Source organism: Stenotrophomonas sp. YJH_SMC_33 (assembly GCF_059372295.1).
In genome coordinates, this window is record NZ_JCAFVJ010000008.1 from 149279 (window position 1) to 170793 (window position 21515).

Annotated in this window: 14 protein-coding genes; 10 read left to right on the top strand and 4 right to left on the bottom strand. The window is 66.7% G+C overall.

The features are described 5' to 3' along the window. The first annotated feature begins 283 nt into the window (after positions 1-283). From carA to AC5P9W_RS13910, 4 genes are all read left to right on the top strand, one after another. Positions 284-1411, top strand: a complete 1128-nt coding sequence (gene carA / locus AC5P9W_RS13895; protein WP_031270821.1) for a glutamine-hydrolyzing carbamoyl-phosphate synthase small subunit — start codon at positions 284-286, stop codon at positions 1409-1411. Between the two features lie 148 nt (positions 1412-1559). Continuing rightward, positions 1560-4802, top strand: a complete 3243-nt coding sequence (gene carB, locus AC5P9W_RS13900) for a carbamoyl-phosphate synthase large subunit (RefSeq protein WP_188250568.1) — start codon at positions 1560-1562, stop codon at positions 4800-4802. 8 nt (positions 4803-4810) lie between these two features. Beyond that, entirely contained in the window at positions 4811-5275 is a 465-nt protein-coding gene (gene greA / locus AC5P9W_RS13905; RefSeq protein WP_026347191.1) for a transcription elongation factor GreA, read from the top strand. 4 nt (positions 5276-5279) lie between these two features. Beyond that, complete coding sequence (locus AC5P9W_RS13910; protein WP_019661463.1) at positions 5280-6197, top strand: hypothetical protein; 918 nt, start codon at positions 5280-5282, stop codon at positions 6195-6197. Between the two features lie 112 nt (positions 6198-6309). Here the strand turns inward: AC5P9W_RS13910 and AC5P9W_RS13915 are convergent, their stop codons facing one another. Continuing rightward, on the bottom strand, positions 6310-7350 hold the full coding sequence (locus AC5P9W_RS13915) for a DUF1176 domain-containing protein (protein WP_206621747.1): 1041 nt from the start codon (positions 7348-7350) through the stop codon (positions 6310-6312). 158 nt (positions 7351-7508) lie between these two features. Between AC5P9W_RS13915 and recJ the strand changes: the two genes are divergently transcribed. Continuing rightward, positions 7509-9266, top strand: coding sequence for a single-stranded-DNA-specific exonuclease RecJ (recJ, locus tag AC5P9W_RS13920; protein ID WP_206621748.1), 1758 nt, complete (start codon positions 7509-7511; stop codon positions 9264-9266). A 64-nt stretch (positions 9267-9330) separates the two neighbouring features. Here the strand turns inward: recJ and AC5P9W_RS13925 are convergent, their stop codons facing one another. Next, complete coding sequence (locus AC5P9W_RS13925; protein ID WP_021204552.1) at positions 9331-10365, bottom strand: DUF1176 domain-containing protein; 1035 nt, start codon at positions 10363-10365, stop codon at positions 9331-9333. A 130-nt stretch (positions 10366-10495) separates the two neighbouring features. On the opposite strand from AC5P9W_RS13925, the gene AC5P9W_RS13930 reads away from it, so the two are divergent. Further along, positions 10496-13408, top strand: a complete 2913-nt coding sequence (locus AC5P9W_RS13930) for a DUF2135 domain-containing protein (RefSeq protein ID WP_206621749.1) — start codon at positions 10496-10498, stop codon at positions 13406-13408. Positions 13409-13518: 110 nt separating this feature from the next. Here the strand turns inward: AC5P9W_RS13930 and AC5P9W_RS13935 are convergent, their stop codons facing one another. Both AC5P9W_RS13935 and AC5P9W_RS13940 read right to left on the bottom strand, forming a co-directional pair. Beyond that, positions 13519-14676: a hypothetical protein gene (locus AC5P9W_RS13935; RefSeq protein WP_206621750.1), complete on the bottom strand. Its 1158-nt coding sequence runs from the start codon at positions 14674-14676 to the stop codon at positions 13519-13521. A gap of 324 nt (positions 14677-15000) precedes the next feature. Further along, a complete protein-coding gene (locus AC5P9W_RS13940) occupies positions 15001-16200 on the bottom strand; it encodes an acyltransferase family protein (RefSeq protein WP_197576037.1) in 1200 nt (399 codons plus the stop codon). Between the two features lie 175 nt (positions 16201-16375). Between AC5P9W_RS13940 and AC5P9W_RS13945 the strand changes: the two genes are divergently transcribed. From AC5P9W_RS13945 to AC5P9W_RS13960, 4 genes are all read left to right on the top strand, one after another. Further along, positions 16376-17236 carry a LytTR family DNA-binding domain-containing protein gene (locus AC5P9W_RS13945; protein ID WP_111098913.1) on the top strand — a complete coding sequence of 287 codons (861 nt, stop codon included), beginning with the start codon at positions 16376-16378 and terminating at the stop codon, positions 17234-17236. A 70-nt stretch (positions 17237-17306) separates the two neighbouring features. Continuing rightward, positions 17307-18432 (top strand): peptide chain release factor 2 gene (gene prfB / locus AC5P9W_RS13950; protein ID WP_014037064.1). Its coding sequence is split into 2 segments (ribosomal slippage): positions 17307-17381 and positions 17383-18432, totalling 1125 coding nucleotides; the frame shifts between segments, so codons are not numbered across the junction. Positions 18433-18585: 153 nt separating this feature from the next. Further along, complete coding sequence (locus tag AC5P9W_RS13955; protein WP_019661470.1) at positions 18586-19368, top strand: helix-turn-helix transcriptional regulator; 783 nt, start codon at positions 18586-18588, stop codon at positions 19366-19368. Between the two features lie 701 nt (positions 19369-20069). Beyond that, on the top strand, positions 20070-21455 hold the full coding sequence (locus AC5P9W_RS13960; RefSeq protein ID WP_111097835.1) for an NAD-dependent succinate-semialdehyde dehydrogenase: 1386 nt from the start codon (positions 20070-20072) through the stop codon (positions 21453-21455). Positions 21456-21515 lie beyond the last annotated feature (60 nt).

The window sequence follows — 21515 nt, forward strand, 5'->3', positions numbered from 1 at the left end:
GCGCCGGGCCGTGCCCGGCGTCGGTGTCGGTTTCGCCGGGCATGGCCCGGCGCTACCAGCGGGCGCCGCATACGCCGCCGGATTGAAATGAATACGCAATCGCCTGTTCATGAAGCGCGATAACCGCTGGCGCGAGCGCCCCGGCAGCGTTACAATTCGCACTCGCCGAATCACGAAAGCCGGACCGGTCCCAGACCGCACGTCCGCGCTTTTTTGCAACCGGATTTCCGTGAAGCGCAGGCGTGACTTCGGCAGCCCCCTCGGTAGCCAAAGTGAGATTCCCGTGACCCAAGCCGCAATCCTCGTCCTCGAAGACGGCACCGTATTCGAGGGCGAATCCGTAGGCGCGCCCGGCCTGTCCGTCGGTGAAGTGGTGTTCAACACCGCCATGACCGGCTATCAGGAAGTATTGACCGACCCGTCCTACGCCCGGCAGATGGTCACGTTGACCTATCCGCATATCGGCAACACCGGCATGACCGACCAGGACGATGAAGCGTCCAAGGTATGGTCGGCCGGTCTGATCGTGCGCGACGTCCCGCGCCGTCCCAGCAACTGGCGCAGCCAGCTGTCGCTGCAGGACTGGCTGATCCAGCGGGGCGTGGTCGCCATCGCCGGCATCGACACCCGCAAGCTGACCCGCATCCTGCGCGAGAAGGGCGCGCAGAACGGTGCGCTGATGGCCGGCGACATCGACGTGGAAAAGGCACTGGAAGCCGCCCGCAAGTTCCCGGGCCTGAAGGGCATGGATCTGGCCAAGGTCGTCACTACCGAGAAGACCTACACCTGGACCGAGGGCCAGCTGGACCTGGATGCCAATGCTTTCGTCAGCGTGCCGGCCCGGTTCAAGGTCGTGGCCTACGACTTCGGCGTGAAGACCAACATCCTGCGCATGCTGGCCGAGCGCGGCTGCGAAGTGACCGTGGTGCCGGCGCAGACCCCGGCCGCCGAAGTGCTGGCACTGAAGCCGGACGGCGTGTTCCTGTCCAATGGCCCGGGTGACCCGGAACCGTGCGACTACGCCATCGACGCGATCAAGGCCTTCATCGACGTGAAGATCCCGACCTTCGGCATCTGCCTGGGCCACCAGCTGCTCGGCCTGGCCTCTGGCGCGAAGACCATGAAGATGGGCCATGGCCACCACGGTGCCAACCACCCGGTGCAGGACCTGGACAGTGGCCGGGTGATGATCACCTCGCAGAACCACGGTTTTGCGATCGATGAAGCAACCCTGCCGCCGACCCTGCGCGTGACCCACCGTTCGCTGTTCGACGGCACCAACCAGGGTGTCGCCCGCACCGACGTGCCGGCGTTCTCGTTCCAGGGCCATCCGGAAGCATCCCCGGGCCCGCACGATGTCGGTCCGCTGTTTGACCGCTTCGTGGCGCTGATGGAGCAGGCCAAGGCGTGATCAGTACGCCGCCGGCCTGCCGGTGGCGTCGCGATGGACCGTAAACCCCGCATCGCTGCTGCCCCTGGCGCGGCGCTGCGGATCAAGATTCCTGATCGACAGCGTGCGATCACCCCCCTTGTCACGCTGTACTGACTTAGAGAAGAAAATGCCCAAGCGCACTGACCTCAAGACCATCCTCATCATCGGTGCTGGCCCGATCGTCATCGGCCAGGCCTGCGAGTTCGACTACTCCGGCGCCCAGGCCTGCAAGGCCCTGCGTGACGAGGGTTACCGCGTGGTGCTGGTCAACAGCAACCCGGCCACGATCATGACCGACCCGGAGATGGCCGACGCCGTCTACATCGAGCCGATCAACTGGCAGACGGTCGAGAAGATCATCGCCAAGGAAAAGCCCGATGCGCTGCTGCCGACCATGGGTGGCCAGACCGCGCTGAACTGCGCGCTGGACCTGGCCGACAACGGCGTGCTGGAGAAGTACAACGTCGAACTGATCGGCGCCAAGCGCGAAGCGATCCGCATGGCCGAAGACCGCGAGCTGTTCCGCGTGGCCATGGGTGAGATCGGCCTGGAATGCCCGACCGCCGCCGTCGCCCACACCCTGGACGAAGCGCTGGAGATCCAGACCCGCGTCGGCTACCCGACCATCATCCGCCCCAGCTTCACCCTGGGCGGCAGCGGTGGCGGCATTGCCTACAACCGCGAAGAGCTGGTCGAGATCGTCAGCCGCGGCCTGGAACTGTCGCCGACCACCGAGGTGCTGGTGGAAGAGTCGGTGCTGGGCTGGAAGGAGTTCGAGATGGAAGTGGTCCGCGACACTGCGGACAACTGCATCATCGTCTGCTCGATCGAAAACCTGGACCCGATGGGCGTGCACACCGGTGACTCGATCACCGTGGCCCCGGCGCAGACCCTGACCGACAAGGAATACCAGCGCCTGCGCGATGCCTCCATCGCCGTGCTGCGCAAGATCGGCGTCGACACCGGTGGCTCGAACGTGCAGTTCGGCATCAACCCGAAGACCGGCCGCGTGGTCGTCATCGAGATGAACCCGCGTGTGTCGCGTTCCTCGGCGCTGGCCTCCAAGGCCACCGGCTTCCCGATCGCCAAGGTCGCCGCCAAGCTGGCCGTGGGTTACACCCTGGACGAACTGAAGAACGAGATCACCGGTGGCCTGACCCCGGCCTCGTTCGAGCCGTCGATCGACTACGTCGTCACCAAGATCCCGCGTTTCGCCTTCGAGAAGTTCCCGGCCGCCGACGCTCGCCTGACCACCCAGATGAAGTCGGTGGGCGAGGTGATGGCGATGGGCCGTACCTTCCAGGAGTCGGTGCAGAAGGCCCTGCGTGGCCTGGAAACCGGCAAGGTCGGCTTCGACCCGACCGGCTTGGACCTGGCCAACGAAGACGACCTGCAGACCCTGCGCCGCGAGTTGAAGGCGCCGGGCCCGGAGCGCCTGTTCTTCGTCGCCGACGCGTTCCGCGCCGGCATGAGCGTGGAAGAGATCTACGCACTGTCGTTCATCGACCACTGGTTCCTGGACCAGATCGAGGAAATCATCGCTGCAGAAGGCGAAGTCGCTGCCGGTGGCATCGACGCGCTGGACGCCGCACGCCTGCGCAAGCTGAAGCGCGCTGGCTTCTCCGACGCGCGCCTGGCGCAGCTGACCGGCACCAATGAAGCCGCCATCCGCGCGCTGCGTCGTGCGCACAAGGTACGCCCGGTCTACAAGCGCGTGGACTCCTGTGCCGGTGAGTTCTCCACCGGTACCGCCTACCTGTACTCGACCTACGAGGACGAGTGCGAGGCCGCGCCGAGCAACCGCGACAAGATCATGATCCTGGGCGGTGGCCCGAACCGCATCGGCCAGGGCATCGAGTTCGACTACTGCTGCGTGCACGCGGCACTGGCGCTGCGCGAGGATGGCTATGAAACCATCATGGTCAACTGCAACCCGGAAACCGTGTCGACCGACTACGACACCTCCGACCGCCTGTACTTCGAACCGCTGACCCTGGAAGACGTGCTGGAAATCGTCGATCTGGAACAGCCGAAGGGCGTGATCGTGCAGTACGGCGGCCAGACCCCGCTCAAGCTGGCGCGCGCGCTGGAAGCCAACGGCGTGCCGGTGATCGGCACCAGCCCGGACTCGATCGACCTGGCCGAAGACCGTGAGCGCTTCCAGCAGCTGGTCGACAAGCTGGGCCTGAAGCAGCCGCCGAACCGCATCGCCCGCAACGACCAGGAAGCCCTGCTGCTGGCCCGCGAGATCGGCTACCCGCTGGTGGTGCGCCCGAGCTACGTGCTGGGCGGCCGTGCGATGGAGATCGTCTACGGCGAAGCCGACCTGGCCCGCTACGTGCGCGACGCGGTGAAGGTGTCCAACGATTCGCCGGTGCTGCTGGACCGCTTCCTCGACAACGCCGTGGAGTGCGACGTCGACATCATTGCCGATGCCCAGGGCAACGTCCTGATCGGCGGCGTGATGGAGCACATCGAAGAAGCCGGCGTGCACTCGGGCGATTCCTCGTGCTCGCTGCCGCCGTACTCGCTGTCGGCTGAAACCCAGGCCGAGCTGCGCCGCCAGGTGGTGGAGCTGGCCAAGGCCCTGAACGTGGTCGGCCTGATGAACACCCAGTTCGCGATCCAGACCAGCGACGAGGGTGCCGACACCATCTACCTGCTGGAAGTGAACCCACGTGCCTCGCGCACCGTGCCGTTCGTGTCCAAGGCCACCGGCATGCCGCTGGCCAAGATCGCCGCGCGCTGCATGGCCGGCAAGAGCCTGGCCGAGCAGGGCGCGACCAAGGAAATCGTGCCGGACTACTACTCGGTGAAGGAAGCGATCTTCCCGTTTGCCAAGTTCCAGGGCGTCGACCCGATCCTCGGGCCGGAGATGCGCTCCACCGGTGAGGTGATGGGCGTGGGCCGCAGCTTCAACGCCGCCTTCGCGCGTGCGCAGGAAGCCGGTGGCATCAAGGCACCGCCGGTCGGCAAGGCCTTCGTTTCGGTCCGCGATCCGGACAAGAAGCGCGTGCTGCCGGTGGCCAAGGCGCTGCTGGCGCGTGGCTACAGCCTGGTTGCTACCCGTGGCACTGCCGCGTGGCTGCAGCAGCACGGCATGGACTGCGAGATCATCAACAAGGTGGTCGAAGGCCGTCCGCACATCGTCGACTCGATCAAGAACGGCGAGATCGTCTACATCGTCAACACGACCGAAGGTCGTTCGGCGATCAACGACTCGTTCTCGATCCGTCGCGAGGCGCTGCAGCATCGCGTCACCTACTCGACCACCATTGCCGGCGCCAAGGCGCTGGTGGATTCACTGGAATTCCGCGGCACCGGCCCCGTCTGGTCGCTGCAGGAGCTGCACAAGGAGTTGAATGCATGAGAGCCCCCATCACGATGAAGGGCGCGCAGAAGCTGCGCGACGAACTTGATCACCTGAAGTCGGTCAAGCGCCCGAAGGTGATCGCCGCCATCGCCGAAGCGCGTGAGCATGGTGACCTGAAGGAGAACGCCGAGTACCACGCCGCGCGCGAGGAACAGGGCTTCATCGAAGGCCGCATCAAGCAGCTGGAAGGCGAGCTGTCGCACGCCGAGATCATCGACGTGAGCAAGCTCAACGCCGGCTCCAAGGTGGTGTTCGGCGCCAGCGTGACGCTGGCCGACGTGGAAACCGACGAAGAGAAGAAGTACCAGATCGTCGGTGACCTGGAAGCGGACATCAAGCTGGGCCTGATCGCGATTTCCTCGCCGGTGGCGCGCGCGATGATCGGCAAGCTGGAAGGCGATTCGATCGTGATCGACGCCCCGGCCGGCCAGCGCGAGTACGAGATCGTCAGCGTCAGCTACGTGGACTGACCACGTGGCGACGGCGACCCTGCTGTTGCCTGCACGCAGCCGCTTTGCCGCGGCTGCGTTGCCGGACGATGTGGCGCGTGCGCTCGGCCGTGCCACGACCGTGCAGGTCGCGCCGGGCGAACGCGCGCAGCTGACGCGCCATTTTGCGGTTGCCGCGCCGCACTGGCCGGTGGCCGCGTTGACCCGCCAGCGCGACGTCGGCGATGCGGCCGGCGCCAGCTGGCTGCGTGCCGATCCGGCCTGCATGGTGCCGGACATGCATGGCGCGCGGATGATGGCCTACGGCGAAACGCTGCGGCCGACCTTGGCCGACAGCCTGGCGTTGCTGCCGGTGCTGCAGCCGTTGTTCGCCGATGCCGGATTCGTGCTCGACGCACCCGATCCCTCGCGTTGGTACCTGCGGCTTCCGATCGACCTGGCCCTGCCGGATTTCGACAGTCCGGACGAGGTCCTCGGCGATGACCTGTTCTCGCACCTGCCGGAGGGCGAGGGCGGCCGTCGCTGGCGGGCGCTGATGACCGAGGCGCAGGTGCTGCTGCACAACCATTCCTGGAACCAGCAGCGCGCCGCGCAGGGGCAACAGCCGATCAATTCGCTGTGGTTCTGGGGCGGCGGCGTGATGCCGGTGTCGGTCAGCACGCCGCACGCACAGGTGCGCAGCCGCGATGCCCTGCTGCAGGGCCTGGCCCTGGCGGCTGGCGTAGCCGTCGATGGCGAGCAGGCGGTGGATGCACTGGTCGACCTGCGCCAGCTGCGTTCCCTGCAGCAGCTCGGCAACGATGCGATCCGTCCGCTGCTGGCCGCGCTGAAGCGCGGCGAGCTGCAGCGGCTGGTGCTGGATTTCGAGGACGGCCTGCAGTTCCAGCTGGATCGCGGACAGCGCTGGCAGTTCTGGAAGAAGCCGCGCCAGCTTCACGACTGATCGGGGCTCGGCCGAGCGGGGTCGGATCCGTTTTCCATCGGAAACGGCGCTGACCCCCAGGGTTTGCCGGGGTTGCCGGCCAGCGGGCGGCACTATCGCAGGTAGCGGCGCCTCAACGGACCTCGCTGACCACCGTCGGCAGCGTCCAGTGCCCACCCGCAACGCCCCGGCACTGCCCGGTGGTGAACTCGCTGCTCTTCACGAATCGCGCGCCATCCCAAGCCCAGTCGTGGCCGGAGAAGCAGTCACCGACGCCGCGCCCACGGAAGCGACCGCTCAACGTAGCGTCGTCGCGATCGAAGTCTTCTGCATCGGACGTGACGAAGCGTGCTTCGTACGGCGGCTTGTCCTGCACTACCCAGTAGCCGCTGCTGAAGTTGTAGGCACCCACGAAGCAGCTGGTGCTTGCCAGCACATGTTGGGCGTCCAGTCGCTGGATCTCGATTTCATCTGTCCCGCCATCGCTCAGGCGGCCGCACTCATCCGGCTTGGGCAGGCTGGCGATCAGTGCCTTGCGCAGGCCTGGTGCTTTCGCCAGTGCCGCGTCCGAGGCGCGCGGTGCCACCAGCGTGCCGCGCACGATCACTGGCACCGGCAACGCCGCAGGCACGCCTGCTTCGGGCTTGTCGCCACGCCGCACCAGCGCACCGGGGGTGCCCAGCCGGCCCTGTGCCTCGTCCATCTTCAGCAGTACGGCCGCTGCACCGCGGTCGGAGATCGGCCAGGCCTTGCCCTTGCCGTCGATGATCTCGATGCGTGCCTGGCGCGGCAGTGCGGCGACCAGTGCATCGGTCTGTGCCTGCTGCAACAACACTTTGTCCCCGTCGCCGGTGTCGCGCACCGGGCCCAGGTCCTTGCCGTTCAGGCGCAGGCGCAGTGCCCCGGTCGGCGTCGGGCTTTCGCCATCCTCGCCATTGCGCAGCCGCGCGAGCACCTTCGTACCCGGGCCGCCGGCGCGCTCAAGCATCAGGCTGAGCAGGTTGCCGGGTTGTTCCGGACTGTAGCCGGCGGCGCGACAGGTGCGGGTGTTGTCACAGGCCAGCGACCAGTCGTTGTGTTCGAATTCGACCCCGGGCCTGGGCTCAGGCGTTGCGGAGTGGGCGGCCGGCGCCACGGTGAGTGCCATCAGCGCGGTCAGCAGGGTGCGGGTCATGGATGGAAGTCCGTTCCAGGGCAGGCAAGCATGGAAGATGCGGTCGTGAAATCCAAATGCTGCTGGCCGAAGAGCCAAGGTGCCTCGTCAGCAGCGGCAGCCGACTGGGAGAGTGGTGCACGTTATGATGTGCAGGTCTTTCGTAACCGGCGATGCCGATGTCCCTTGCCGCCGATGCTGTGCAGCCCGCCTCTGATACGCCGATGATCCGCCGCCGCGATGCGGTCGTACCCGGCAGTTGGCCGGAGGGCACGCTGCCGCTGCTGGCGCGTCTCTATGCCAGCCGTGGCGCAGGTACACCGGAGTTGGCGCAGCCGAAGCTGGGCAATCTGCACGCGCCTGAGCTGCTGACCGGCATCGATGATGCGGTGGGTCTGCTGATCGAGGCCATCGCCAACGACAAGCGCATCCTGGTGGTCGGCGATTTCGATTGCGATGGCGCCACCGCCTGTGCAGTCGGCGTGCGCGGTCTGCGCATGCTCGGTGCGCAACACGTCTTCCACGCGGTGCCGAACCGCATGGTGCATGGCTATGGCCTGTCACCGTCGCTGGTGGAAGAGCTGGCCGCGCTGCAGCCGGACCTGCTGGTCACGGTCGATCACGGCATCGCCTGCCATGCGGGCGTGACCGCGGCCAAGGCACGCGGCTGGCAGGTGCTGGTCACCGACCATCACCTTCCCGGGCCGCAGCTGCCGCCGGCCGATGTCATCGTCGATCCGAATCTGGACGGTGATGCGTTCCCGAGCAAATCGCTGGCAGGCGTCGGCGTGATCTTCTACGTGCTGATGGCGCTGCGCCGGCACATGCGCGAGGCAGGTGTCTTTGCGGATGGCAAGGGCCCGGACCTGACCACGCTGCTGGACCTGGTGGCGGTCGGGACCGTTGCCGACCTGGTGGCGCTGGATCCGAACAACCGGGCACTGGTCAGCGCGGGCCTGCGGCGTCTGCGCGCGGGACAGGGCTGTGTGGGCCTGCGTGCGCTGATCGAAGCCAGCGGCCGTGATGCCGCGCGGCTGACGGCCACCGACATCGGCTTCGCGCTCGGCCCGCGTCTGAATGCCGCAGGCCGGCTGGAAGACATGGCGCTGGGCATCGCGCTGCTGCTGACCGAAGACCCGCGCCAGGCGCGCGAGATCGCGCAGACGCTGGAGCAGATCAATTCGGAACGGCGCGCCGTGCAGCAGTCGATGACCGATGACGCCGAGCAGGCGTTGACCCGGGTGGTGCTGGACATGGCCGGTCAGCGACCGGTGGCGGCCTGCCTGTTCGATGCTGACTGGCATCCGGGTGTGGTCGGCCTGGTCGCATCGAAGATGAAGGATCGCCTGCATCGCCCGGTGATCGCCTTCGCCCCGGCCGAACCCGGCGCCGAGATCCTGCGAGGCTCGGCGCGCTCCATTCCCGGCCTGCACATCCGTGACGCCCTGGCGCTGGTCGATGCGCGCCATCCGGGCCTGATCGAACGCTTCGGTGGCCACGCCATGGCGGCCGGCCTCAGCCTGCGGCGTGACCACGTCGATGACTTCAAGGCCGCCTTCGTCGCGGTGGTGCTGGAAATGCTCGATCCGGCGGCACTGCAGCAGCAGGTGCTCAGTGACGGCGAGCTGGCCGTGGACGAGCTGGACCATCGCCACGCCGATGCGTTGCGCCTGGCCGGGCCGTGGGGCCAGGGTTTCCCCGAGCCACTGTTCGACGGCCACTTCGAAGTGGCCAACTGGCGCGTGCTGAAGGAGCGTCACCTGAAGCTGGAACTGCGCCTGCCGGGCGTACCCGGCACCATCAATGCCATCCATTTCGGCGGCTGGCACGGTAACGCGCCTGGCCGCCACGTGCACCTCGCCTACCGCCTGGCCTGCGACGACTATCGCGGTGGCAGCGCCATCCAGCTGATCGTGGAGCACTGCCTGCCGGTTTGAGCGCCGCTTCGCGACCGGGGCCGTGGGCGGCGCGCTATGCGTGGATCCAATCAACTGGCCAAGCTCAGGGCGTCACCTCGGTCACCAGCGTCGGCATGTGCCATGCACCCCCAGCCGCGACCAGCCGGCACAGGCCGGAGGTGGATTCATCGGTCTGCACAAAGCGGCGCCCGTCCCAGCCCCAACTCGCGGTGGACCAGCAATCGCCCAAGCCGCGGCCTTTGTGCGCCGAACTGATTACCCGACCATCGTCATCGCCGCCCGATGCGGTCACCAGCGTGGCCTTGAAGGGCGGTGCATCGTTCACTACCCAGTAGCCGATGCCTTCGTTGTAGGCGCCACGCCAGCAGAGCGTAGACACCAGCAGGGAAGTCCTCCCCAGCCGGGACACGCGCAGCTCCTGCGGGCCGTCCACCATCGGCAGGCCTTCGGGTGTCAGTGCGACGCAGTCGCCGCCCGGGTTGGCCGCGGCCAGCGCCGCGCGCAGTGCGGGTGAGTGTTCCAGTGCGGCATCGGTGGCTCGTGCCGCCACCAATGGCGCCAGAACCAGCGTAGGCACCGGAAGTGCGGGAGGAACTGAGGCTTCGGCGCGCGACCCCTTGCGCATCAGCGCGCCGGGAGTCTCCAGCCGGCCCTGAAATTCGTCCATCTTCAGAAGCACCGCCGAGGCGCCACGATCGGACAGCGTCCAGCGCTGGCCATCGTTGCCGACCGCCACGATGCGGCTGCTGCGCGCCAGCGAGGCCAAGAGTGCCTTGGTCTGCGCTGTAGACAGTGTCGCCGTGTCTGCGGTCAACGACAGCGCGCCCAGATCCTTGCCGTTGATCTGCAGCGTCAGCTGTGTCGGCAGCTTGACCTCGTTGTACTGGCCCAGCATCAGTTCGGCGCTGACCGGCTGGCCGGGTCCGCCCTTGCGAGTCAGCAGCACCGACACCGGCAAGTTGCCGCCGACATCGTCCTGGTAGCCGGCGGCGCGGCAGGTACGGGTGTTGTCGCAGGCCAGCATCCAGTCGTAGTGGGCGAAGCGCACCCCTTTCACGCTGCCAGCGGCGGCGGCGCCGGCCAGGACCAGCAGGATCAAGGCAATCAACGGGCGCATGGTGCATCCCTGTGTGGCGAGGACTTCCATGGTGCTGGTTGGAGGGGCGTGTGTCGATGCGAGCACAGGCGCCAACCCCATTACGGTTGCTGGTGCGTTCAAAGGTCCACGATCCCACTGGAGCCCGGTCATGGTCTTCGCCCGTTGCTGCACCGTGTTGTTGCTGGCCCTTGCGGCCTGGCCCGCTGGCGCACAGTCGCCGCCGATCTCCCGGCCGCAGGCCGCCACGCCGCTGCTGATCGCGCCGGCGGCTGAGCAGCCGGTTCAATTTCGACACGCCCGCATCGAGGGCGAGGTGCAGGCCGGCATCGCCCAGACCCGGATCACCCTGGAATTCCATAACCCGAACCGGCGCGTGCTGGAGGGTGAGCTGCAGTTCCCGTTGGCCGATGGCCAGCAGATCAGCGGCTTCGCGCTGGATATCAACGGCGAGATGCGTGACGCGGTGCCGGTGCCCAAGGACCGCGGTCGCCAGGTGTTCGAGGAGATCGCCCGCCGCGGCGTCGACCCGGCCCTGCTGGAACAGACCGCCGGCAATCAGTTCCGCCTGCGCATCTACCCGCTGCCGGCCAGCGGTAGCCGGCGCGTGCAGCTGGTGATGCGTGAGCCGTTGGCCTTCGACGGCCACGGCTGGCAGTGGACGCTGCCGCTGCAGTTCGCCGCCGGTGCAGCCTCGGTCGAACTGAAGCTGCAGGCCCCGGGCGCGACGGCCGCGGGTACGGCGCCCTTCCGCATCAGCGCGGGCCAGCTGCTGTGGCAGGGCAAGGGCGCGCAGTTGCCGCAGCAGCTGCAGTGGAACCTGCCGGCAGCACGTCAGGCGCAGGTCCAGGTGGCGCCCTGGCAGGATGGACACTACCTGTTGGCACAGCTGCCGGTGGCGGCCAGCAGCACGCCGCGCACGTTGCCCAGCGAGATCGGCCTGCTGTGGGACGGCTCCGGTTCGGCGGGACAGCGCGATCGCTCGCGTGAGCTTGCCCTGCTGGATCGCTACTTCGCTGCGATGGGTGACGGCACCGTGGCCTTGACCGTGCTGCGGGATCGCGCCGAACCGGTGCGTCGATTCCGTATCCGCGCCGGCAACTGGAGCGAGCTGCGCGCAGCCCTGCAGGCCGTGCGCCCGGACGGTGCCAGCGCGCTGGCCCAGTGGCAGCCGCAATCGAGCGTGAGGGAATACCTGCTGGTCAGTGATGGCCTGCTGACCTATGGGCCGGAACAGCTGCCGGCGATGGCTCCGGATCAACGCCTGTTTGCGGTCAGCAGCGCCGGCGCGCGCACCGATGCCGTGCGACTGCGGGGTTGGAGTGAGGCGCATGGCGGTCGCTTCGTCGCGCTGGGCAAGGATGTCGATGCGGCGGCGCACGCGTTGCTGGCATCGCCGCTGGATGTGCAGGTCGATGCGGGACGCGGCGTGCAGGATGTAGTGATCGATCGGCGCAGTGAAGCCGACGGCTGGCTGTGGCTGCACGCACGACTGGCAGCCGACGGTGTGCCGATGCGGGTGCGCGTGGGTGGCGGCGAATGGCAGGCGCTGCCACCCACGCAGAAAAGCGATGACGGCGAACTGCTGGCCGGCCTGTGGGCGCAGGCGCGCCTGCAGCAACTGGCCGTCGACCGCCGCGGCAACCGTGAGGCCATGCAGCGCCTGTCGCAGCAGTTTGGCCTGGTCGGGCCGGACACCTCGTTGATCGTGCTGGAGACGCTGGAGGACTACCTGCGTTATGCCATCCGTCCGTCCGGCAAGCTGCGCGCGGACTACGACGCGCGGTTCGCACGGCAGGTGACAGACCGCGCCGCTGCTGATCGCCAGCGCCTGGATGAAGTGGCGGCACACTGGAAGGAGCGCCAGCAGTGGTGGAACCGTAGCTGGCCGAAGGGAATGCCGCCGCAGGTGAAGGGTGGGGCACTGGAAGTGGCCTCCGCGGACTACGCGATGGAATCGGCGCCGGTGGCGACGCTCGCCGCGCCGCCCCCCGCGGCACCGCCCGCCCCGGCACCGATGGCCGCCGCCGCCGAGCAGCGCATGGAAGCCAGCAGCGCGCGTGCACGTCGCTCGGCGCCTGCATCGAACAAGGCCCTGGATTCAATCACGGTCACGGGTGGCCGTGTCGCTGCGCCCGCTGCCGCCAACGAGGGCGAGCTCGGCATCCAGCTGGCGGCCTGGCAGCCAGACTCGGCCATCGCCCGGCGCCTGCGCCAGGGCCCGCCGTCGCAACTGTATGACCGCTACCTGGCCGAGCGCGATGCCCACGCCGACAGCAGCGCCTTCTTCCTTGATGTGGCCGACCTGCTGCTGGCGCAGGGTCAGCGCGACCTGGCGCTGCGTGTGTTGTCGAACCTGGCCGAGATGGACCTGGACAATCGCCACCTGCTGCGCGTGCTCGGCTATCGGCTGATGCAGGCCGATGCCCCCGCGCTGGCGGTGCCGGTGTTCGAGCAGGTGCTGGCGATGGGCCAGGAAGAACCGCAGAGCTTCCGCGACCTCGGCCTGGCACTGGCGGCGGCCGGCAAGCCGCAGCAGGCGCTGGCGCCGCTGTACCAGGTGGTGGTGCGGCCGTGGGACAGCCGCTTCGATGGCATCGCCCTGATCGCGCTGGATGAGCTGACCAACCTGGTGGCCGGCAGCACGCCCCGGCTGGATACCACCAGCATCGACCCGCGCCTGCTGCAGGCGATGCCGCTGGACCTGCGGGTGGTGCTGTCGTGGGATGCCGACAACAGCGACATGGACCTGTGGGTGACCGACCCGAACGGCGAGCGCGCCTACTACGGCAACCGCCTGACCTACCAGGGCGGGCAGATGTCGCAGGACTTCACCGGCGGCTATGGTCCCGAGCAGTTCTCGCTACGCAATGCCAAGCCGGGCAAGTACAAGGTGGAGGCGAACTACTTCGGCAGCCGCCAGCAGCTGGTGACCGGTGCGACAACCCTGATGCTGCGCCTTACCACCCATTGGGGCACGGCCAAGCAGAAGGACCAGATGGTGACGATGCGCCTCAAGGATCGCGCCGAAACCGTGTTGGTGGGCGAATTCGAGGTGCGTTGATCACTCGGACGCCCCTGTGGAGTCGAGCTTGCTCGACTGCCTCAATGTAGAGCCGAGCCCGCGCTCGGCTCATGGCAGAAGCAGCCGAGCGTGGGCTCGGCTCTACACTGCTATTTTCCGCGCATCCAAGCGTCTAGTTGTCTGGCCAGCGTGCGATTCTTGTGGGCAGACGCAACCGAATCCGTGCCTGGAACCAAATTGATACCCAGGCTTGTATTTATCTGCTTGACCCATTCGGGAAAGTGATCAAGCGTGGCGCCGATGATTGGCGGCAACTGGAAGTCGTTGCTGGTGGGTCTGTCCCGGTAGGCGACGTAGGAGCCATCACCCGAGGTCAGGTTGATTGACCAAGGGCTGTCAGGCCAACTGTTGAGGGTCAGGCTGATCCGAGGATGCCCGCTCTCGCTGCTGTACTCGCCGTCCTGATAGAGGGTGATTCTGGCGCTCCAGTCTCGGATGTTCTGCACGCGCCAACCCTGGCGCTGCACCAGCCGGACAGCGTCCCCCGCCATGATCCGCATGTCATGCAGTTGCGCCAGATTTTCACAAAGAGCGACGTACTCGCTGTTCTCCGCGCAGTGTGGTCGGGCGGCTTCGGCAGTCAGGTAAAGCACGGAGAGCGCGTGGCTTCGATCGCCGTCTCCAGACCACTTCCTGACCATCAGGTCATGTGCCATCTGGATGCGCGTGTCCTCATTGAGTTGTGCAATGAGTGCCATGCCCCAATAGAGGATTGGCCCCATTTCCTTGATATCGTGTTGCAGGGATCGGCCGGCTTCGAGAATGATCGGGGCCGACGAGCGGAATGGAAGGAATTTTTCGACCTTCTCTCGCTGGGCATGGAACGATTGGTACTTCCTGCAATGCTCCACCAGACGGGTGCGCTGTTTCAGATCCGCTGCATTTGCAACCGTGCCACTTGGCAGCTCGCCATGCTCGTTGAAGCCGAAGCAGAACAGGTGCTCGAGGCTGCGGCTGGCTTGGCGCGTGTAGTAGCCCACCGGGAGCTTTGTGAGTTCCAGATAGGCTGCAACAAGGGTGGGAAAGTCTCTCTCAGGGAGTCCGGCGACCTTCCAGTCACCCACGCGCAGCCAGTGGAAGTAGAAACGTTGCAGCAGATCCCCAGACAAGTGGCGACCTGCTTTCGGTGCAAGTGCTCCGAGTTGGTAGTGATAGCTCGGGTAAATGTCGCCTTGACATTCCTCAGCAAGCGCAGCTTCTTCCGAGTTAACAAAGGCGACCAGCAGATTGATGTCGGATTGATCCATTGCAGCGCTCCCGGCAAAAAGTGCCTTCCGTCGAAAAGGCGACTTCCTACACTGGCAGGGCGCTGTTGAGCTTCCAATGCGAATAGTTGCAAATGCCATGAACATGCTGCGTATCCGTTGCCCGTACGAGGTCCCGTGGGGAGTCCCCAGCATCGATGCTGGTCTATCAGCCAGCCAGCACGTCAGCCAAGATGCGCCGGCGCTGGTGCGTCCGTGACAGTGCCATCAGTAGCGGCCAGCCAGAAGTGGATTGCCGGCCGGTGGAGGTGTAGAGCCGAGCCCATGCTCGGCTCAGGGCAGAAGCAGCCGAGCGTGGACTCGGCTCTACAACCGCGCAGCGTGTGCAACCGGCCACGCTGGCGAATTCACACGCAGGCCGAACAGCGGCCGCAGCCAGCGCACGCGACGGATCAGCAGTTCGTGGATCAGCAGGCAGCCGCCGACGGTGCCGCCCAGCAGTAGCGACGGCTCCAGCCAAGGACCCAGTTGCAATGGCTTGAGCCAGAACAGCAGCACGATGATCAGGCTCTGGTGCAGCATGTACCAGGGATAGATTGCCTCGGTGCAGTACGGCAGCCAGCCGAACGGGCGGTCGAGGAAGACCTTGCCCCAGCCGAGGATGGCCAGCAGCGCGGTCCAGACATACACCGACTGGCTGGCCCTGCCCTGCAGGTCCCAGAACGTTTCAGGCCATTGCCGCAGCGAGGAGTCAGCCGGCAGCACCTGACCGAGGATGCGCAACCCCAGATACCAGCCGACGGCAGCCAGCGCCAGCCATAGCGTGGTGCGGCGCAGGAAGACCACACGCTGCCAGAACACCGGCTCGCGACCTAGCAGGTAGCCGGCCAGGAACACTGTCGCGTACTTCGCGTGCTGGTACCAGTCGCCAAGCAGGGCATTGGTGGACGGATAGACCGGCTCCAGCCAGATCACCCAGGCCAGCAGCAGCGCAGAAGGAATTCCGATCAGCAGTATCGGCGAGGCGGCGCAGAACGCGATCGCATGGCGCACCACGGCCGTTCCCAGCAATGGCATCAGCAGGGCCAGGGCCAGCGTGTAGTTCCACAGATAGGCCAGGTACCACAGGTGGTTCCAGGTGATGCCGTATTGCCAGCCTGCGAAACTGCCTTCCGGCCACGGCCGCACCTGCCAGTAGCGCAGCAGGAAATGTCCGAAGCCGGGCGCAACATGACCGTTGGCCACGCCCTCGCAGTAGGGCTGGATCGGCACGATCACGAACATGCCGAACAGCAGGGGCAGCAGCAGCCGCCACGTGCGCAGGCCGGCAAAGCGCAGCAGCCTGCCTTCCGGCCGCATCAGCGCGATGGCGATGCCTGAAATCAGGAACAGCAGCGACATCCGCCAGCGGTTGACGAACAGCATCGGCCACTGCAGCCATTCGGCGGTATGCACGCTCTTGAGGTGGAAGCCCCAGTCGTCCACATAGGCCATGGCGGTGTGGTAGAGGATCAGCAGGGCGAAGGCGAACACGCGCAGGGCGTCGATGTCGTGGCGTCGGGTCATGGTGGTGGTGTGCCGGAGAGTCGACCCAAGGTGACGCCGCCCGGTCCGTGCAGCGACTGCCAAGGGGCTGCCGGAACCCGCGCAGTGACCAATGGCGGGGGTGGTGTGACCAATGGAGCCGCTACCCTTTGGCCATTGAGGCAGGCTGGAGCACCGCAACGACATGGATGCAGCAATGACCCAGGGCCGACCACCGCGCTGGCGCACCACCACCCGGCTGCTGGTCTGGGCAGCGATCCTGTCGGCCTCGGCGGTGACCAGCGCGCTGGTTGAGGTGATGGACGCCTCGCGGCGGGGCAGCGATCTCGGCCTGTGGGAGCCGATGATCTGGGAATTCAGCAGCCTCGCCCTGATCCTGTTGACCCTGCCGCTGCTGTGGTGGGGCTGCGAGCGCTGGCCGCTGCATGCCGATACCTGGAAGCAGCGTTTGCCGCTCTACCTGCTGGCCAGCGTGGGCTGGTCGTTACTGCACGTGGTGGGGATGATGGTACTGCGGCACCTGGCCTATGTATCGCTGGGCTACCGCTACCAGGACGATGCGGGATGGCTGGAGCGTTTTGCCTACGAATACCTGAAGGATGTGCGCACGTTCGCGATGTTCGTGGCACTGGAGCACTTCGCCAGCTGGTTCGGCCGGCGCAGGCAGGGCGAGGCGAGCCTGCTGGCCGAGCCGGACGTCGGCCCGCCGGTGGAGCCGGTCGAGCGACCCCAGCACTTCCTGGTGCGCAAGCTGGGCAAGGAGTTCCTGGTCGCCACGGCGGACGTGGAGTACGCCCAGGCCGCAGGGAACTATGTGAACCTGCGGGTACGCGGCCACGACTATCCGCTGCGGATCACCATGGCAGTGCTGGAGCAGCGGCTCGACCCGGGCGAGTTCCTGCGCCCGCACCGCAGCTGGCTGATCCATCGGGGCCAGCTGCGCTCGATCGAGCCGCTGGACGGTGGCGAGGCCCTGCTGCATATGGCCGACGGGGCGAAAGTGCCGTGCAGCCGGCGCCAGCTGCCGCTGCTGCGGCAGGCGCTGGGGGCAGGGTGAGGCCCTCATTCCGGGTACCCGCAGCCTGCGGTATCATTACCAGTCATCTTTTGAATGCATAACCGCCGACATGATCGAACTGAATCCTGTCCGCCAGCGCATCACCGATCTGACCGATCGCGTGCTGTCGCTTCGGGGGTATCTTTGACTACGACGCCAAGAAAGAGCGTCTTGAAGAAGTAACGCGGGAGCTGGAAAGCCCCGACGTCTGGAACAACGCCGAATACGCCCAGAACCTGGGCCGCGAGCGTTCCAGCCTGGAAAAGACCGTGGGCGGCATCGCCTCGGTGCTCGATGGCCTGAACGATGCCACCGAGCTGCTGGAGCTGGCCGAGTCCGAGCAGGACGAGGACACCGCCCTGGCCGTGGTCGCCGACCTGGACAAGCACCAGGCCCACGTGGAGAAGCTGGAGTTCCAGCGCATGTTCTCCGGCGAGATGGACAATGCGGCGGCGTTCGTCGACATCCAGGCCGGTGCCGGCGGCACCGAAGCCCAGGACTGGGCCGAGATCCTGCTGCGCATGTACCTGCGCTGGTGCGAGTCGCGCGGCTGGAAGACCGAACTGATGGAAGTGTCCGGTGGCGACGTCGCCGGCATCAAGTCGGCCACGCTGCGCGTGGAAGGCGACTATGCCTATGGCTGGCTGAAGACCGAGACCGGCGTGCACCGTCTGGTGCGCAAGTCGCCGTTCGACTCGGACAACCGCCGCCACACCAGCTTCACCTCGGTGTTCGTGTCGCCGGAAATCGACGACAACATCGACATCACCATCAACCCGGCCGACCTGCGTACCGACGTGTACCGTTCGTCCGGTGCCGGTGGCCAGCACGTCAACAAGACCGAGTCGGCGGTGCGCATCACCCACATCCCGACCAACATCGTCGTGGCCTGCCAGACCGGCCGCAGCCAGCACCAGAACCGCGACAACGCGATGAAGATGCTGGCCGCCAAGCTGTACGAGCTGGAGATCCAGAAGCGCAACGCCGAGAAGGACGCGGTGGAAGCCACCAAGTCCGACATCGGCTGGGGCAGCCAGATCCGCAACTACGTGCTCGACCAGAGCCGTATCAAGGACCTGCGTACCGGCATCGAGCGCTCGGATACGCAGAAGGTGCTCGACGGCGACCTGGACGAGTTCGTCGAGGCCAGCCTGAAGGCCGGCCTGGCCGTGGGCTCCAAGCGCGTCGATGCCTGATCGACGCGCGTGCGCTGAGATCGTCACCCTCGCGCGCAACGCCGAGGGTGGCTGATCGCGCTTCCGGTAGAGCCGAGCCCATGCTCGGCTGCTGTTGGCGCAGTAGCAGATGCGTCGAGCATGGCTCGACGCTACAAAGGGCAGGACGGGCCGATGATGCGCAGCGAAAGTGAACGCAAGGAACTGGGCGGCTTCCTTAAGGCCTGCCGCGCCCGTGTCGACCCCGCCACCCTCGGCCTGCCGGCCGGGCGCCGGCGTACCCCGGGCCTGAAACGCGAGGAAGTCGCGCTGGCGATCGGGGTCAGTGTCAGCTGGTACACCTGGATCGAGCAGGGCCGTGAAGTGCGCGCCTCGCCCGAGGTGCTGGAGCGGCTGGCGCAGGTGCTGCGCATGAGCGACGACGAGCGCGCCTACGCGTTCGCGCTGTCCGGCTACGGCGTGCCGCTGGAGTCGCCGGACGAGAGCGTGACCGATGGCCTGCGCCAGTTGGTGGAGGCGATGCAGCCGATCCCGGCCTACGTGCGCAACACCCGTTTCGACATCCTGGCCTGGAACCCGGCCATCGCCGATCTGTTCGTGGACTACAGCCAGTTGGCGCCGCACGAGCGCAATACGCTGCGGCTGATGTTTCTGTACCCGCCGTACCGCACGCTGATCCTCAACTGGGAAGAAATGACCCGCGGCCTGCTGGCAGGTTTCCGTGCGGCGATGGCGCAGGCGCCGGACAAGGCGCCGTTCCTGGCGCTGGTGGAGGACATTGCCGCGCACAGCGAGGAATTCCGTCAGTGGTGGCCGGAGCACGACGTGCGGCGGTTCGATGAAGGTGCGAAGAAGTTGAACCATCCCACGCGCGGGTTGCTGGACCTGCAGTACGTGGCGCTGGTGCCGGAGAGCCGGCACGATCTGTCCCTGGTGACTTACCTGCCGCGGAAGTAGGGGGTGTTCGGCAGGGCTTGCAGCCCTGCACCCGCAGAGGCTTCAAGCCAAGGCAACAGCAACAGCAACAGCGAGCATCCTTGGGATGGCGGGGCGGTGTGGGCTGGCAGGACACGCCGTGAACCCATCCATGGGGGCTCGATGGCGCCATCCATGGCGCCAACGGTCCTGCCAACCCACACCGCCCCGCCTCAGACAAATTTCGCGCGGCTGTTGGTAGGTGTCGACCTTGGTCGACACATCTGTCAGATATCGAAAGAAATTCCGGGGTCAGATCCCAAGAGTATTCCCGACAGATCGCGGAAATCTGTCGAAGGCGGGGTGGGTCCGGTTGCGGGGGCGTGAGCGCCATGGATGGCGCGACCGAGGCTACATGGGTGAGGGCGCTTTGCTTGCGAAGCACTGCTTCGCAAGCGCCCGAACGCCCAGCCGCCGGCGGCTGGGCCGGACCCCGGAGGGGGATTCACGCCGTCCCCCGCAACCGGACCCACCCCGCCATCCCACGGAATGCAGGCCTTTGACCTTGACGTTGCCCTGGCCTCTGCGGGTGCAGGGCGCAGCCCTGCCGGCACCTATCTCCATTCAGACAGGTAAGTGCAGGTCACAGGATAAGCAGACGCCTTGTTGCCTCCGCCAATCGGGTCCACATTCCTGTGCAGGAGATGGGCCACCGCCCGTCGTCGAGACACCAGGAGACCTGCATGTCCGCTGCCCCCAGTACAGCCATTTCCCGCGATCCGGCCACCGGCCAGCAGATCGCCAGCCACCCCTTCGCTACCGACGCCGAACTGGAGGCCATCCTCGATCGCGGCCAGGTTGGCTTCGCCGCCTGGAGCACGAGGAGCCTCGAACAGCGTGCAGACGTATTGCGTGCGATGGCCGCGGTACTGCGCCGCGACCGTGAAAAGCTGGCTGCGCTGGCTACCGCCGAAATGGGCAAGGTCCAGGCCGAATCCCTGGCCGAAATCGAGAAGTGCGCCGTGCTGTGCGACTGGTATGCCGACCACGGTGCGCAGTTCCTGCGCGACGAGCCGACCCAGGTGCCCGACGACAAGGCCTACGTGTCCTACCTGCCGCTGGGCGTGGTGCTGGGCATCATGCCGTGGAATTTCCCGTACTGGCAGGTGATGCGCGCGGCGGTACCGATCCTGATGGGCGGTAACGGCTTCCTGCTGAAGCCGGCCGAGAACATCGTCGGCACCGCGCAACTGCTCGATGCCGCCTGGCGTGATGCCGGGCTGCCGGAAGGCACCTTCATCGCCGCCAACATCAGCCGCGAGGGTACCAGCCGTGCGATCGCCGATGACCGCATCGCCGCCGTCACCCTGACCGGCAGCGTGGCCGCCGGCCGCAGCATCGCCGCCCAGGCCGGGCAGGCACTGAAGAAGGTAGTGCTGGAGCTGGGTGGCTCGGATCCGTTCATCGTGCTGGCCGACGCCGATCTGGACGCCGCCGTAGATGCCGCGGTCGCCTCGCGCTTCCAGAACACCGGGCAGGTCTGCATCGCCGGAAAGCGCATCATCGTCGAAGACGCGGTCTACGACCGTTTCGTGGCGCAGTTCTGCCAGAAGGTGCAGGCACTGAGCATCGGCGATGGCCGCGACCCGGCCAACCGCATCGGCCCGATGGCCCGCCAGGACTTGCTGGAACAGCTGGATGCGCAGGTACGCGCCTCGGTGGAGGCCGGCGCGAAGCTGCTGGTCGGCGGCCATCAGCTGGATCGCCCGGGCGCGTTCTATGCCCCCACCGTGCTGGCCGACGTGGAGCCGGGCATGCAGGCCTTCGATACCGAGACCTTCGGGCCGGTGGCCTCGATCAGCCGCGCCCGTGATGCCGACCACGCGGTGGAACTGGCCAACCAGAGCGAGTTCGGCCTCAGCGGCAACCTGTGGACCGGCGACCGCGCCCGAGCCATGCAGCTGGCCCGCCGGCTGCAGACCGGCGGTGTGTTCGTCAACGGCTTCTCCGCTTCGGACCCCCGCGTGCCGATCGGCGGCGTGAAGAAGAGCGGCTTCGGCCGCGAGCTCTCGCACTTCGGCATCCGTGAATTCGTCAACGCGCAGACAGTGTGGTTCGACAAGCATTGACGCGCGGCTCTCATCCTTCCTGCAACGATCCACCATCAGTCCAGCACAAAGGACGGCATC

Bases quoted from the DNA above. Each gene is read 5' to 3' on its own strand.
- carB (WP_188250568.1), top strand. From the start codon at position 1,560: ATGCCCAAGCGCACTGACCTCAAGACCATCCTCATCATCGGTGCTGGC.
- AC5P9W_RS13915 (WP_206621747.1), bottom strand. From the start codon at position 7,350: ATGACCCGCACCCTGCTGACCGCGCTGATGGCACTCACCGTGGCGCCG.
- recJ (WP_206621748.1), top strand. From the start codon at position 7,509: ATGTCCCTTGCCGCCGATGCTGTGCAGCCCGCCTCTGATACGCCGATG.
- AC5P9W_RS13925 (WP_021204552.1), bottom strand. From the start codon at position 10,365: ATGCGCCCGTTGATTGCCTTGATCCTGCTGGTCCTGGCCGGCGCCGCC.
- AC5P9W_RS13930 (WP_206621749.1), top strand. From the start codon at position 10,496: ATGGTCTTCGCCCGTTGCTGCACCGTGTTGTTGCTGGCCCTTGCGGCC.
- AC5P9W_RS13935 (WP_206621750.1), bottom strand. From the start codon at position 14,676: ATGGATCAATCCGACATCAATCTGCTGGTCGCCTTTGTTAACTCGGAA.
- AC5P9W_RS13940 (WP_197576037.1), bottom strand. From the start codon at position 16,200: ATGACCCGACGCCACGACATCGACGCCCTGCGCGTGTTCGCCTTCGCC.
- AC5P9W_RS13945 (WP_111098913.1), top strand. From the start codon at position 16,376: ATGACCCAGGGCCGACCACCGCGCTGGCGCACCACCACCCGGCTGCTG.
- AC5P9W_RS13955 (WP_019661470.1), top strand. From the start codon at position 18,586: ATGATGCGCAGCGAAAGTGAACGCAAGGAACTGGGCGGCTTCCTTAAG.
- AC5P9W_RS13960 (WP_111097835.1), top strand. From the start codon at position 20,070: ATGTCCGCTGCCCCCAGTACAGCCATTTCCCGCGATCCGGCCACCGGC.